Genomic DNA, 14,919 nt, shown 5'->3' with positions numbered 1-14,919 from the left:
TACTGCTGCGTAGAAACTCAGGAGGGTGGGTTTTATGAAGGTTTATCGGACGGAACAGATTCGCAATATTGCACTGATATCTCACGTTGGAGCAGGCAAAACTTCACTGATTGACGCCGCGCTCTTTGATAGTGGTGCCGTTACTCGTCAAGGAAAGGTCGATGAAGGAAGCTCCGTCGTTGATTATGATCCTGAAGAGATTAAAAGACGCATGTCATTACAGGTCAAAGTATTGCCAGTGGAATGGAAAGAACACAAAATTAACTTTATTGATACTCCTGGTTATCCTGACTTCGTTGGTGAGGTCAAAGCCGGCCTACGCGTAGCAGATGCAGCGCTGGTAGTAGTAACAGCAGAGAAAGGTGTAGAAGTTGGTACTGAACTTACCTGGCACTACGCCGATGAACGAAACCTGCCTCGCGTGATATTGATCAACAAACTTGATCGCGAAAATACCTCATTTGAACAGGCTCTCACTTCTCTCCGCACAAATTTCGGCCCGAAAGTCGTACCGTTACAGATACCGATTGGTGAGCAGGCAAACTTTCGCGGCGTTGTCGATCTGGTTACCCGCAAAGGTTATAGCTTTGAAAACGGCAATAGTATACATGAAATTCCAGTTCCTTCTGAACTACAAGAACAGATCACGATGTATCGTGACCAGTTAATCGAGTCAGCCGTAGAGGGTGATGACGCGATTATGGAAAAGTTCCTGGATGGTACTGCACTCAGCGATGAAGAGGTACATTCCGTTATCAAAACGGGTATGTGTACCGGTAGCATCATTCCAATTGTCTGTGGATCAGCAACGAAAAATATTGGGATTCAAACATTACTCGACGCGATAGTTGATTATATTCCCAGCCCACAAGATATCGATAACGAAGAGATAAAAGCGCTCGGTAATACAGTAGCGGTCTTTGTTTTTAAAACTGCTTCCGCACAAGTTGGCGCTATTTCGACATTCCGTGTCTTTAATGGAACGCTAAAGTCTGATATCCATCTTTTCAATGTGCAGACTGGCGCAGATGAGCGTATGAGCCAGCTTGTTGTTCAACATGGCAAAACACAAGAACCGGCGACTGAGATTTCCACTGGCGATTTCGGTGCAGTTGCCAAACTGACCCATACCCATAGCGGGGATACTCTCACCAGCAACAAAAACAATAGCACAGCTTTAACGCCGATTGACTTCCCTCACCCCTGCTATACAGTCGCTATCGTTCCACACAGTCAGGCCGATCTAGACAAGATGAGCAGTGCACTGGCCCGTGTCGTAGAAGAAGATCGCACAATCCGCGTGACCCGTGATCCAGAAACTGCCGAGGTGCTGCTAGCGGGAATGGGAGAAACCCACCTGCAAATTCTCGTGGAGAGCATGAAACGCAAATATGCAGTTGATTTGCTAACCCATGATCCACGGATCTCCTATCGGGAAACCATTCGCAAGAAAGCACGTGCGAATGGTCGCCATAAGCGTCAAAGCGGTGGACACGGACAGTTCGGCGATGTCTGGTTAGAGATTGAGCCACTACCTCGTAATAGCGAGCAGAAATTTGTGTTTGAGGATAAAATCGTCGGCGGTGTAGTACCAGGGCAATTCATTCCAGGTGTCGAGAAAGGCATTCGCGAGTCCCTGAAGCGGGGCTTCATCTCAGGAAATCCCATGGTCTATGTCAAAGTTGCCCTCATCGATGGCAAATACCATCCAGTTGACTCTTCCGCACAATCCTTTGAGGTCGCGGCCTCACTTGGTATGCAGGAAGCGGTTCCTCTGGCGAATCCGGTGCTACTTGAGCCAATCATGAATGTCACGATTGAGATACCTGAACAGAACATGGGGGATGTCATGAGCGATATTAATACCAAACGCGGACATGTATTGGGAATGGAGTCGCTTGAAAAAGGCTATCAACATATCACAGCAGCCGTCCCTCAGGCAGAGATGCTCCACTACACAACTGATCTCCGCTCCATCACGCAGGGACGAGGTTCGTTTAGCATGGAATTCTCGCACTACGCTGAAGTTCCAGCCAATGTCCAACAAGACCTCCTCTCCAAGAAACAAGAGGAAATCATCCATAAATAATCGTCTATGATCTACGTGGGGCCAGAGAAAAAGCGCCTGCTTCCTTTGAATTGACGCAGGCGCTTTTTCTCTGGCCCCACGTAACATGAAAACGAACAGAGATGATTAAATCTAGACTGATTAAGCGTGCATATACTGACGTAATTTTAAGGTACGCCAGGCATAAGCTACCAGAGCAACAACCAGGAAGGCGCAAGCTACCAGACTGACACCATTCCACTTTGCCACTCCCCAGCCAAAGGTACCAAGCATTGAGCCCAGTGAGCCACCCACAAAATAGCAGAACATATAAACTGTATTCATACGATTGCGAGCTTCTGGCCTGATACTATAGATACGCGCCTGAGAAGTCACCTGATTGGCCTGTGTGCCCAGATCTAATAAGATCGTCCCAATGATTAATCCAACAAGCCATTGTCCGGCTAGCCACATCAGCACAAAGGATATCAGTGTAATAACCAGGGAGACACCATTGGCGAAACGAGGATCACGACGGTCAGCAATCTTACCAACCAGTGAGGCCGCCAGAGCCCCAACAACGCCGACCAGACCAAACAGACCTGCAACTTCGCTTCCGAAATGGTAGGGAGGCGTCTCTAGATAGAATGAGAGGGTAACCCAGAAGGCGCTAAAAGCACCAAAAGCCATAGATCCGAATATGATAACTTCACGTAAGATGGACTCTTCTCGTAGCAGATCCCACAGTGAATGCAACAATTGAGGATAACTCATGGAGCCTTTTGCTGAAAGATCATTGGGCAAGAAGAAACGCACCACGACCGCCAACACAATCATCATCACGGCTGCAATCCAATACATTTCACGCCAGCCCCATTGCGCCGCGATAAAACCACTCAATGTCCGGGCCAGTAAAATGCCAATCAACAAACCACTCATTACCGTTCCAACGACCTGTCCACGCGCCTTTTCTGGAGCCAGGCTGGCAGCATAAGGAATAATCAATTGCGGAACAACGGTCGCCAATCCTACCAGGAAACTTGCCACTGTTACCAATAAGATTGAAGGAGCCAGGGCCATTGCAACCAGAGCAATAATAACTGCCACCAGCATGCCAACAATCAGTTTACGCTGATTATAATTATCACCCAGAGGAATGATGAGTAAAAGACCACAGGCATAGCCGACCTGACCCATCGTAGCCACCACACCTACCTGTCCTACGGACACAGAAAAATCGCGCGCCATAGATGCCAACATCGGCTGAATATAATAAAGATTTGCTACTGCCAATGCACATGCGACAGCCATAAGCCAGACCAGTCGTCGATCAAACGTAACAGCTTCACCTCTTGTATCATTCGCAATAGAAGGGGACACTTCAACTTTAGACAAAGAATAATTCCTTCCTAAGATATATATGCTATCGCATCAACCAACTTCAATGACAACAAAAAAAAGGACTTTTTTATTGCGTCGTCCAGGGGGATGTTAATTTTGCATTAAGATATAAAACGGCCTCTAGAAGCTGATGCTAAAGTGTTGCGTATAAATGTTATAATATGTAAAACTAGTAAGATATATTATGGAACGTAATTGACAGGGATAGGGCCATGAGGAGGACGATTTTTGCGTAAAATCTATGTATATCAAAATCTGGATGGGTATAATTTCACTGGTGCAGAGTTGGTTGGAGCTAATTTTTCGCATGCATCCCTGCGCGAGACAGTATTTACTCATGCACAACTAGACTATGCGGACTTTCGTTATGCAGACATGACAGATGTGAAATTACTAGCACGACCGTATTTTTCCCATGCAGCATTGAGCCCGGATGGCACATGGCTGGCGAGTGGAACATACTTTGAGAATCACAACATCTTACTCTGGAACCTGCAAGATGAAGGTCGCATACGTACCCTGCCAGGACACTTCAACAATCTAACAAGCCTTGCCTTTCATCCTCACAAACCATATCTGGTCAGTGGTGGTAGTGATTATACGATCCATTTCTGGAATCTCAACAACGGTCGCCGCGAATATACGCTCCCAATTAAAGGGATGGCAGAACATCTCAGCTTCAGTCCCGATGGATATCTACTTGCAGAATACGACTCAGAGGGAAAAATCTTTTTGATCGATATTGTAAACAAAAAACAAATACAAGAATTGCCAGGCATGACATCCGCTTTCGCCTTTAGTAACGACAGTCACTTTTTCGCTGTAGCCAGTAAGCGTGGTGAAATAATACTCTGGGATGTAGTAAAGCAACAAAAAATTGGGGTGTTCCGCATTCCTGGTAAAGCTCATGCATTGAGCTTCTATCCTTTCTCCAACCACAAAATCTTTGTGCTTATGGAGGGAAAAAGCCGTGGACGGGATGTATGGCTCATAGATCTCGCCACAGGGATAGTTCAAAGTCGTCTACGAGATAGCCAGGAGGAACAAGTTCCCTATCTAGACAATCTATCCACAATGACAGTGCTTCCCTGGAATGCCCAAATAGTAGTAAGCGATAAAAATAACCATGCGATAGAGTTATGGGATATGATCACACATAAAAAGATAACAGCTTTTCATTTAAAAGGGCACTACATTGAAAACATCTATGTAAATGCACACACGCAATCACTCATCGTACCGCTCCAAAAAGAATGCGCTTTCATTGATCTAAACACACAACAACAGCGCATCATACATCCAAAACCAGCCTGTAAAGGTGCCAACATCTTTGGTGTTAAAGGTTTAACCAGTCAACAAAGAGAGCTATTACTTGAAGGAGGAGCAGTAGAAATCGAAAAGAGGTTGCCACGCAATTCATCTTCAGCCCGCCATGTGCATCCGCTCGAAGACCAGAGCATGGCAAAATGCATGCTACTTGATAAATATCGAAAAAATGCCGGAGACATCTATACCTTTACTGTCTCCGTTGAGCGGGATGGAAGCATTTTATTCGCAGAAGAATACTTTTATGCCCCACAAAAAAACGAACCAGCACGAAAATATATCTATTCACTCTCCATTTTTGGCTATCAGGCACGTCGTTTCCTGATCGAATTGGCACATGCCAGCAAAATCGAGCCAGCAAAGATTGCGCACATCCAGAAAAATCCTTTTATGCTCTACCTCCTGGAGAAACTTATCCAGAAAGGGATTTTTACCGCTGAAGAAGACCAGAAATTTACCGCAAATCTTCAGGCCATTCGCATTCTATTAGAGCACAAGGATATTCCTTACGAACTCTCTCTCTGGAGATGGGCAGATATAGATTAACAAAGGCGGCTGGAAAAGTTCCAGCCTGCCTCAAAAACTTCTATACATTCCCTGACAGGAGATGATACGCTAAGGCAAGGTTCAAATGGATGTGACAGTTGTGAACGATGGAAACACCCACAAATAAATCCTGAAGCCGCTCAGGAGGCCCTCTCAGGATTTATTTTTCACAGTGTGGGTTGTTCAAAGTTGTCACATTGATCTGAGCTCATTCTGAACCATGCCTAAGCCTCTAAATTTAACCAGCGTAGCTCTTCGGGGGTAAGCTCAACCGTTAAAGCGGGTAAAGATGTACGCGTCTCGGAGAGCAACCTTGGACCAATCAACGGAAAAGTGGGAAAGGGCTGATTGAGCACATAGGCGAGCGCTATATTGATGGGCAACACACCACGCTCCTGAGCCATCTGGTTTACACGCTCCAAACGCTGAAAATTATCACTGCTATACCAGCAGCGGACCAGTTCGGCATCGGAGCGGTCATCAGGATGGGCACGCCCCGTGAAGAAGCCGCGCGCCTGACTGGACCAGGGCATGATCGGCATCTGTGTCTGCTCTAACCAGGCTCGTGATTGTGCATCCGAGGCAGCAATACAGCCAGCCCAGACTGGATCAACCATGCGTGCCAGGCTAAAATTATTACTGATAGCAGAGAAACCAACCAGACCATGTGCTGCTGCCCACTCATTCGCTTCCTGAATACGTTCAATCGACCAGTTTGATGCGCCAAAGGCACGCATTCTTCCTGCGTTTTTATGTTCATTGAGCACAGTAATAAACTCACCCACAGGAATGTTTGGATTATCGCGATGCATCATATAAACATCAACATAATCCGTCTGCAAGCGATCAAGGCTCTCCATAAACTGTGAGTGCAATGCCTGGGGATTACAATTAGGAGTATGCGCCCCTTTATCAAGAATGACAACCTGCTCACGCACGCCACGGTTTTTAATCCATTGTCCCAGGATCTCCTCGCAGCGACCGCGCCCATAGATATAAGCGCTATCAAAGCAATTGCCGCCCTGTTCAAAGAAATCATCAAACATCACTACAGCATGCGACCAGATGGTTTGATTGTCAACACCCATTACCAGGCGCGAAACTGGCTTCTCGACACCTGCGATCTGTCCATATTTCATAATGTTCTGTGCATGTACCGCAAGCGGGCGTTTATGAACAGGGAGATGCTGATCGGCTCCTTGCGGCTGCTCCGCATTATAGGATAAGCCAATGGCCTCCCGCCATTGATCCAGGGTACGCATATTCCCCAGCGTATCCTCCCAACTCACCGTCGGAGACTGACGCTCTTGAATATGGGCAGCAACGGTATCCGCTTCCAGGCTGTATAAATCATCTGGACATTCAATCGTAATTTGCTCGATCTCGGTTTGATCAGCGCGTTGCACCACAATCTGTGTGGCCTGTCCAGCCGGAGGATTCCAGGGAGTGGTTAACGTAATCGACCCTTCAGAGCCATAAATACGTACGTGATTCTCCGCGTTGAGTCGTACACCGGTTAACAACTGCGCCAGAATAGCACCAGGGAAAGCCAGCGATGCTACGGTATACTCATCTACGCCAGTCTCTGCACCAATATGGCCGGTCGCCGTCACCTGAATAGGATCGGCAAAAGGTTTACCCACCGCGATGCCCGCAACCAGACGCGCCATCGAGGTACAATAACAACCGACATCAAGGATACCACCACCGCCGAGGGCATTCTGTAAGAGACGGCTCTCAGGATTAAAACCTGAACGAAAGGCAAAGGAGGCCTGGATTAATTGCACATCGCCAATCGTACCTGTTTGAAGCAATTCTGTGAGTCGGGCGATTTGAGGATGGCTGCGATACATAAACGCTTCCATGAGAAAGACATCATTACGTTGCGCGGCCTCGATAACTGCCATAGCACCCGCATGATTAAGTGCAATCGGCTTCTCACATAAGATATGCTTGCCCGCCTCTGCCGCTTTGATAGCCCACTCAGCATGCATAGGATGAGGGGTAGAAATATAGACAGCCTGTACCTCATCATCAGCAAGCAAATCTTCATAGCTATGGTAGCAGTGCGCGACGTTCCAGGTAGCGCCAAAACGATCAGCAGCCTCCTGCGTTCGGCTTCCGACAGCTACGAGCTTTCCTGTTTGTGACTTCGTCAGACCATTTGCGAAAATGCCAGCAATGCGTCCAGTTCCTATAATACCCCAGGACAACGTTTGACTCATTCTGATCCTCCAAACCTCTGTAAATCAATAAGCACTTGTATCAACTTTATCATACCGTTGGAGGCAAATAGAATATACGTAGCCAGTTGTTAATCAGCAGCGATTCTTGCTTACCCCATGGTACAATAGCTTGAAATAGACACAGCGTACAAGATCAGCTTTGATCTCTGTAGCAGGCAAAGACTGTTTCAAACCAGGAAGTTGTTTCTCTTTTGCCTTATTTTTGATGTTATATCACGCCGGCATTCCATGAGTCAAATTATCAATACACCACGAGAAAACGTTATCTCTGCTTATTTGAACGTGGAGGCGCAGAACGTTTGCTTTTAGGAGCATAGGCGGAACGTCCCGTAGCATTGGAAGAGCGTGTCCCTGAACTGGTACGTGGGGAAGAGGAACTTTTGCCAGAGACAGCCTGAGCCTCACTACTATGCCCATTGCTATTCAACCAGGCCAGTGCCTGTGGATGGAGTTCTTTTAACGTTGGTGAGGCAGCGATCATCATCCACATTGCAAATGAGGGATCTGCTGGTACACCTTCATCCCACTGTCCTTCAGCAATCAAAAACTCGCGTACCCGCTCAACATCTCGGGTACGTAAAACAGCATCAAGCCGTTGCCGGAAATTCTGATAATTAGTCATGTCTCTCTCATTCTCCATTTTCTTTATGAACACGCAAAGGCTCAGCTCAATCTGCGTGCCATAAGAACCTATGCTATCTATATATTGCGTAGTAGCGCTGGTTGAATTCTACTACTAGAGCAATGCCATTAGTTTAACATAGTCACGTCGTCTCCAGGCTTTTTGAATAACAAATATCGCATCAAAGGGATTTCGCGACGTAGAACTGCAATTTCTTCTACAAACCGTTGCTGCGTAGAATGCAATTCAAGATAACGTTGCTTTTTTATATCTTCAATTTCCAGAAAGTATGCAATGAAATGAGACAAGTTTTCAGGGGACTCAGGAAGTTTGGCATACAAATAATTCTCGTCGGGAGCTTCTAAGAGCATATTGAGATAGGTTATAAACAGATTACGCGCATGTCGAACAAGATGATCTAATGCTTCATCACGTTCAGCAACATCCTCAAATGGCTCAACCCAACCGGAGAGATAGGGCTTATCATGATGCTGGCTTACAATACGAAAACGCCGCAAACCTACTGCCATTAAATCATAGCCACCATCTTCTAGCTTGTGCAAACTATGGATTTCAGCTAATGTTCCTATCTCATGTGTCTCTTCATGCATAAAGGTGCTACCAGCCTTCGCCAGCACAATACCAAAAGGCTTATCCTCTCTTTGACAATCAATCACCATCTGGCGATAGCGTAACTCGAAGATATGCAAGGGTAATACAGTACCAGGAAAGAGCACCACATTTAAAGGGAACAAAGGTAACTCAATTGCTGCAGTAGACATAGCATGCATCCTCCATCATAAAATTTGATGCGACACTCAATTATCAGACAGTGTTTTGCATCCGACCCATTACGTTGATTGTACCTTGCCAGAGACGCTACAGGTGTGCATTGCGGGGCAACTCAGATCAGAGCTTCAAACAAGCCAGCGTACAGGCACTTCAATGCATTAGCCAGCATCATTCACTTCGCACATGCATGTAGTAATTAACCCGGGTTGAGGCTATAGGAAGTATGCATTCCTACATATTACTGCTTAAAGCAGCTTTATCTCTACTAATCCACATACATTCTCTATTCTTATCAGATACTATACCATATCAGCATATTTATTATCTCCATCTGGGCGCACAACAAAGTGTTTAAATCCTATCTGTTCCGCGATCTTCAAGCATAATTTTTCGCGCTCACATGTTTCCTTGCCTGGCAAAAGAAAAGCCCACCGAACAACAATATACTTGTTATCCGGTGGGCTTTTCTTTTGCCAGGCAAGGAAAATGAACTCAATCTACTTATTGGGTCAATTCTCTCACCAATCGCTGCACACGCCCTCCATCGGCACGTCCTTTGGTCTCTTTGGCTGCCAGTGGCATCACCTTACGAAACTCTTTACCGTGCAGCTCTATCAGCTGGGTTATGAGAGCCTGTAACTCATCATCGCTCATTTGAGAGGACTGCAGATATACCTGCAAAATCTCCATCTCATGCTGCTCTTTTTCAGCTAGATCGGTACGTCCACCCTGCTTATACAGAGGGATGGCCTGATTCCGCTTCTTTACTTCTTGCTCAAGCACCTTGATGCAATCGGCCTCGGTTAGTGGTTGTCCAAATTCTGCATGCTTGCGATCAGTACGAGCAACTTCAAGATTATGAATCGAACCTAAAGCCATACGTAACGTATCCAGGCGCAATTGATCTCGATTTCGTTGCGCATCCTGGATATCCTTCTTCAATTGTGTCTCTATGGGAAATTCCTGCCGTGCTTCCGCCATCGTTCGTACTCCTACATTGCTACTAGTATACAGCGCCTGCTTATGGCTATGCTATTATTTAGCTTATGCACTGTCGTTGCGAAGTATACCATACCCATACAAATCCCATAGTTGCCGGTGTTGTTCCGGTTACCTCCAGTCAAAGCATGTTATTTCTTACGTCAGGATCTCAAAATGCAAAAAGAGATGATAAAACAATACCAGTGCGAATGCTCCTGACAGAAGCATTCGCACTGGTAAACAACGCTGTTCTGTTATTTCAAAGATAGCTCACATAGTTACCGTTTGCGGCCTGAAATGTAGCTACCAGCACACATAACAATACCAAAGACAATCATCCCCAAACCCCACCAGAGATTTATATTGATATTTGCGCTGTGGCTATAGTCAACGTGACCAAGCAGACCATATAGTAGCAGCACCAGACCAATCACCCCAATCGTGGCACCGATAGGTAATGCAATCACCATTCTTTCTTTCGGTTCTGCTGAGCTCTCGGCTGCTTTCATTTCTTTCTGCTCTTCATACTGGCTCATAGCTGTTTCCCCTTTCAACGCTTAGAAGAAGATAATGTTTAGCACAACGAAGATCAATAATGCGGCCCCAGCCAGCACCTTTGGCCTCTTGTACCAGACAGTTTCAACTACCGTTGCTTTTGGCGTCATGCTGTAAACCAGACCCACCAGTTCGGAGTCAGGCTTTGGTTTGGTAAACAGGGAGACAATTATGGTCACTGCCAGACAGACGACCCAGGCAATTAAGGCACGCCACATGCTTGAACCTTCTGAACTTCCCAGCGAGAAAAGATGGAGAGACTGTTCCATTAGCCAGAGGGCAATGGAGCAGATGGTACCAATCAGCAAGCCCCAGAAACCACCCCAGGGTGTTGTACGCTTCCAGAACATTCCCAGCAAGAATGTTGCAAGCAATGGAGCATTAAAGATCGAGAATAACGCCTGTACATAGTCCATGATACTCGAGAAATTTGACGCGATATAGGCCGTGGCAACACTCAAAAGAATACCCACTACTGTCACAATACGACCCATCCACAGATAGTGGTTGTCGGGGGCCTCTTTCCTGATATACGATTTGTAAAGGTCATACGTCCAGACAGTATTGAAGGCGGTCACGTTACCGGCCATGCCAGACATGAGAGGTCGGTTACAATATCAACAACATTCGATTCTAATTTGAATCTTGGGCTATGATCTGCTTTCCATATAGTTGCTGTGATTTTGAAAAATTCAACTAAATCACGCTTTTCTTGATATGTTGGGGCATACTCAGGATCGTGTATTTGCTCGCTTAGTTGTCTACAAGTTTTGTGTACATCGTTCAACTTATCTTCAATTTTTTTCCATTCTTGATGTACATCCTCGTTTTCTATAAGTTTAGTATTCCATTCCTGCAATCTTTCGGATAGTTGTTTTAGCTCTGTTGAAAGAAATTCCTGTGTCCCTTGGTCAAGTACTCCTTTTAACATAAGGTCACGTAACTGAGTTCTAAAAGTCTCCTGCTGGGCTTCAATCTCTTTGATCTTAGTTTTTATCTTGACTCGGTTCCCTGCTGTGGGGTCTTTCTTTCTTTTTTTAGTAACTGCTTCGTCAACTACTTCAGGATTATCAATGATTTCAATTACTTTCTCCCACGTTGCCCTATCTACTATTCTGGCGTCTATCCAACAACCTTTACATTTTTCTAACTGGCCGTATCTTCCTATGCAGGTGTAACCAAAAAGAGGCGTTTCTGTTCCGTTTTTGTTCTTACGAACTCGGCGTTTGCCCATCATTCTAGAACCACAATACCCACAAAAAGCTAACCCTGAACGCATTAAAAAATCTTCAGGGTTTTTGTTATTGCGTCCGGCTTGCCTTTTATTTTTGTCTAGCTGCTTCTGCACCTGCTGGTATAGTTCTATTGATATAATGCTAGGAATTTCTATAGTAACTTGTTCTGAGGGATCGGTTTTTTCACGAATTTCGCTTTTTGCTCCTGGTCTTTTCGCGTTCGATCTTTTTCCTACTACTTTCTCCTTAAATAAAGTTACTTCTCCTGCATATCCCTTGTCTCGAAGCATACGTGCGATTGCTGACGGTTGCCATATTGCCTTATGTGCATCCCTTCTCTGAATCCCTTTTAGCTTATATGGAGACGGTACGCCCATTTCATTCAAAGTTACGGCTATTCTCTTGATAGTAGCCCCATTTGCTGATGATTGGAATAAGAACTTGATTACATCCACACCTGTCCATTCAATGCCGTCTTGCGAAACATAAATAACAGTATGATCTGGCTCTGTTCCTATTTTTCGGCCCTTATCATTTGTAACCCACTTATAACCGTATCGGCTATGACCACCACATATAAGCATAGGGGGTATTCCTTTTTCAGGGTCTCCGGTTGCTTTTGCTCGTCTCCCTCCCATTGTTCTATGACGTATATTCTTTACTTCGTCCTCTGCTGCTTTGCCTCTTAAATAACGTATTAATTCCCCCCAGGATGACTCATCGTCGCTATGATCTTCTGGATCTGCTGATACAACACGTATACCGGCTTCTTTTAGTTGAAGCATGTAAATTTATCGTTCTAGTCCTTTTCTTCCAAGTCGGTCTAACATATCCATGATTAAAATGTCATACTCGCCTTTTTTCGCCTTATCAAGTACAACATGAAGCGCTTCGCGTTCTTGAAACTCTAAGCCTGTATATGAATCTCGTAATGTATCTACAATTCTTAAAGACAAGGGGTCAATTAACTTCTTTTGTATCTCTGCATGTTGTCGAGGCCAACCATACATTTTTTCTTGTTCTACTGAACTAACACGTAGAAACTCTAAAGCGCGTAAGCCTCTATATTTTTCATTCTGGTTGTAATCTGCTGCCATTGTATGACATCCTTTCATGCTAATGACATTAAAATATATTGCATCCTCCCTCTTAGAGGGGTAACACTGGTAACGTAAATATTTTATCATAAATTCATCAATTTGTCAATGTAAACTCCCTCTACAGGCTGGTTTATAGGGGTGTGCATGTCTCTTTTATCACTGCCATCTAAGGGTAAGAAACGATTCCCATTATGGAATTAGCTATAAATAAAGCTGCTGTCTCCTAGTTGTGCTAAGTCCTGCCAGAGGCGCTTAACCCAACTAACAATGTATCTTCAGGGCGCTAAGTGCGTAAAAAAAATCAGACGCTTGCGCTTGCCACTTACAGGCTATGGTACCCTTGGGTGACTTCAGCGCGGCTACGGTTGCTATTGCATTACCCCTGAGCCGCGCTGAAGTCATGCGAAGCATACTATAGCCTGTAAGTGGTCTGATTTTTAGCACTTAGCGGTCCTGCTCTAAGGTTGGGGTTCTTACTCTTGGGACATTTTGATAAGTTTACATTCGGTAGGATTTGTTTCAAACATAGCTGCCATCCATCCAGCTATGATACCTGCCTGATAATTTTCAGAATGTTTTACATCAACAATCTGCATAATGATTAAGTAAATATCTCGCTCTGTTAATATTTTCCCTCGGTAATTCTGTGTATACTCACTATAACCCCGCTTTGCTCCATCAAAAAATTGCTTGTCATATGTAGTGACTGCGGCATTACCAATACAAACCATGTACGAGGCTTTTTTTAAAACTTGCTGTGCCATAATACAAGCTTCTCCTTGCTTGACTAATGGCTCTTACGCTGTAAAAATAACAGCGTAGAGAGTCTGAATGTTTAACAGGCTTCGTCTCTCTAATGGCCTACATCTTGCACACGTAGGCCGTTTTTTATTTGCCATTTAGGCACTATGTGAACTCACTAAATGTCTGTCTATAGTGATAGCATAATGTGAGTCTATTCAATTGTCAAGTTTTCGTGTATACTAGCCAAAAATTGAGAGGTTGTGAATATGCCAATAAGATTAAAGATAAAAGAGGTTGCTACTGAAAAAGGTTGGACGCAAACAAAATTACAGCGTGCGGCTGACGTGCATCCTCGTACAATGAGCGGTATTTATAAAGATCCGTATAGGGATGTGGCATATAGCACTCTTATAAAAGTGGCTAAAGTTTTAGGTGTTGAGGTTTCAGAACTTATAGAGGATGTACCAGAAGAGAAATAAGCAGAAACAAGAGCGCAAAGTAACTAACCTTGCGCTCTTGTTTCTGCTTATAATATATACAGGTCGTTTGTATTAGCCTGTCCTGGTGACGACTCGTAGAGTTCCCTACGAAAGTTTTTTACAGCCTCTTCTTCAGCATATCCGGCTGCCTCCATAGTATTCAACAATCTAAATACTCGGCTCTTTGCATGTGGTGACCTTATTGCAGTAGCCTTTTTGTAAAAATCTTCACTTGCTTCAACGCTTTTATTGATATCTCCTAGCATCAAGTAGGCTCTCGCCCAGTCTAAGGGTATCCACGCATCAAGCCATATATTACCCTCTACAGCTATTTGTCTTTGTATCTGAGCTTTCATGTCAAGTGTGCTTTGAGGTTCTCTAATTTCTAAATAACCATAGCTCCGCTCGGCGAGTATCCCACTAAGGGAGTGAAAGACAAAATCTGTTCCATCTCCATAATAAAGCGTGATTTCGGTTGCTATCTTTTCAGCCGTATTTATAGCACGCTTAAATTTTTCAGATAGACCACTACTTGCATAGACACGTGCTAAATAGGCATTTATAAGGGCTGATACATGTTTGCTGGCTCTGAATGATTCGTCTCGTGCTTCTTCAAGACATTCAATAGCTTCTTGATGTTTTCCTGATCGGTCAAGCTCGGTACCTTTACCTAGTAAAGAGATTGCAATTGTTGCCGGATGGTTTATTTTATTTGCAATATCTATAATGCCCCTAGAAATTCAGACAGAAAAAAGTTGGCTCGTAAGATAAAATTGATTCATGGAAAAGCAAAAAAGAAAACAACACACGGCAGAATTTAAGGCAAAAGTAGTAAAGGAGATTTT

General features: G+C 44.6%; 14 protein-coding genes. 3 read left to right on the top strand and 11 right to left on the bottom strand.

Features of this window, described 5'->3' with window-relative positions; genetic code table 11:
* The first annotated feature begins 34 nt into the window (after positions 1–34).
* Positions 35–2,089 (top strand): elongation factor G, encoded by a 2,055-nt coding sequence (gene fusA, locus F1593_RS06950; RefSeq protein WP_149400835.1) that lies wholly within the window; start codon positions 35–37, stop codon positions 2,087–2,089.
* Positions 2,090–2,209: 120 nt separating this feature from the next.
* Here fusA and F1593_RS06945 read toward each other — a convergent pair whose 3' ends face one another.
* Entirely contained in the window at positions 2,210–3,442 is a 1,233-nt protein-coding gene (locus F1593_RS06945) for an MFS transporter (protein ID WP_235932510.1), read from the bottom strand.
* A 234-nt stretch (positions 3,443–3,676) separates the two neighbouring features.
* Between F1593_RS06945 and F1593_RS06940 the strand changes: the two genes are divergently transcribed.
* Entirely contained in the window at positions 3,677–5,320 is a 1,644-nt protein-coding gene (locus F1593_RS06940; RefSeq protein WP_149400834.1) for a WD40 repeat domain-containing protein, read from the top strand.
* Between the two features lie 224 nt (positions 5,321–5,544).
* Here the strand turns inward: F1593_RS06940 and F1593_RS06935 are convergent, their stop codons facing one another.
* From F1593_RS06935 to F1593_RS06895, 9 genes are all read right to left on the bottom strand, one after another.
* Positions 5,545–7,545, bottom strand: coding sequence for an aldo/keto reductase (locus tag F1593_RS06935; protein ID WP_149400833.1), 2,001 nt, complete (start codon positions 7,543–7,545; stop codon positions 5,545–5,547).
* Positions 7,546–7,828: 283 nt separating this feature from the next.
* Positions 7,829–8,188 carry a hypothetical protein gene (locus F1593_RS06930; RefSeq protein ID WP_149400832.1) on the bottom strand — a complete coding sequence of 120 codons (360 nt, stop codon included), beginning with the start codon at positions 8,186–8,188 and terminating at the stop codon, positions 7,829–7,831.
* A gap of 128 nt (positions 8,189–8,316) precedes the next feature.
* A complete protein-coding gene (locus tag F1593_RS06925) occupies positions 8,317–8,970 on the bottom strand; it encodes an LON peptidase substrate-binding domain-containing protein (RefSeq protein ID WP_172631927.1) in 654 nt (217 codons plus the stop codon).
* A 511-nt stretch (positions 8,971–9,481) separates the two neighbouring features.
* The gene (locus tag F1593_RS06920) at positions 9,482–9,961 is read right to left on the bottom strand and encodes a GatB/YqeY domain-containing protein (RefSeq protein WP_149400830.1); all 480 of its coding nucleotides are present in this window, start codon (positions 9,959–9,961) and stop codon (positions 9,482–9,484) included.
* Positions 9,962–10,239: 278 nt separating this feature from the next.
* Positions 10,240–10,497, bottom strand: coding sequence for a hypothetical protein (locus F1593_RS06915; RefSeq protein WP_149400829.1), 258 nt, complete (start codon positions 10,495–10,497; stop codon positions 10,240–10,242).
* Between the two features lie 21 nt (positions 10,498–10,518).
* Positions 10,519–11,115, bottom strand: a complete 597-nt coding sequence (locus F1593_RS06910) for a sodium:solute symporter family transporter (protein ID WP_149400828.1) — start codon at positions 11,113–11,115, stop codon at positions 10,519–10,521.
* Positions 11,091–12,536 (bottom strand): recombinase family protein, encoded by a 1,446-nt coding sequence (locus F1593_RS06905; protein WP_149400827.1) that lies wholly within the window; start codon positions 12,534–12,536, stop codon positions 11,091–11,093. Before F1593_RS06905 ends, F1593_RS06910 begins: the two co-directional genes overlap by 25 nt.
* Before the next feature lie 6 nt (positions 12,537–12,542).
* Positions 12,543–12,848 carry a recombinase family protein gene (locus F1593_RS06900; RefSeq protein ID WP_172631926.1) on the bottom strand — a complete coding sequence of 102 codons (306 nt, stop codon included), beginning with the start codon at positions 12,846–12,848 and terminating at the stop codon, positions 12,543–12,545.
* Between the two features lie 476 nt (positions 12,849–13,324).
* Complete coding sequence (locus F1593_RS06895; RefSeq protein ID WP_149400825.1) at positions 13,325–13,615, bottom strand: hypothetical protein; 291 nt, start codon at positions 13,613–13,615, stop codon at positions 13,325–13,327.
* A gap of 246 nt (positions 13,616–13,861) precedes the next feature.
* Here F1593_RS06895 and F1593_RS06890 point away from each other — a divergent pair, with 246 nt between their 5' ends.
* Positions 13,862–14,074 carry a helix-turn-helix domain-containing protein gene (locus F1593_RS06890; RefSeq protein ID WP_149400824.1) on the top strand — a complete coding sequence of 71 codons (213 nt, stop codon included), beginning with the start codon at positions 13,862–13,864 and terminating at the stop codon, positions 14,072–14,074.
* Between the two features lie 47 nt (positions 14,075–14,121).
* On the opposite strand, the gene F1593_RS06885 is transcribed toward F1593_RS06890, so the two are convergent.
* The gene (locus F1593_RS06885) at positions 14,122–14,430 is read right to left on the bottom strand and encodes a hypothetical protein (RefSeq protein WP_149400823.1); all 309 of its coding nucleotides are present in this window, start codon (positions 14,428–14,430) and stop codon (positions 14,122–14,124) included.
* Between the last annotated feature and the right edge of the window lie 489 nt (positions 14,431–14,919).

The organism is Dictyobacter arantiisoli (genome assembly GCF_008326305.1).
GTDB classification, from domain to species: domain Bacteria; phylum Chloroflexota; class Ktedonobacteria; order Ktedonobacterales; family Ktedonobacteraceae; genus Dictyobacter; species Dictyobacter arantiisoli.
This window is presented reverse-complemented; position numbering and strand designations above follow the sequence as displayed.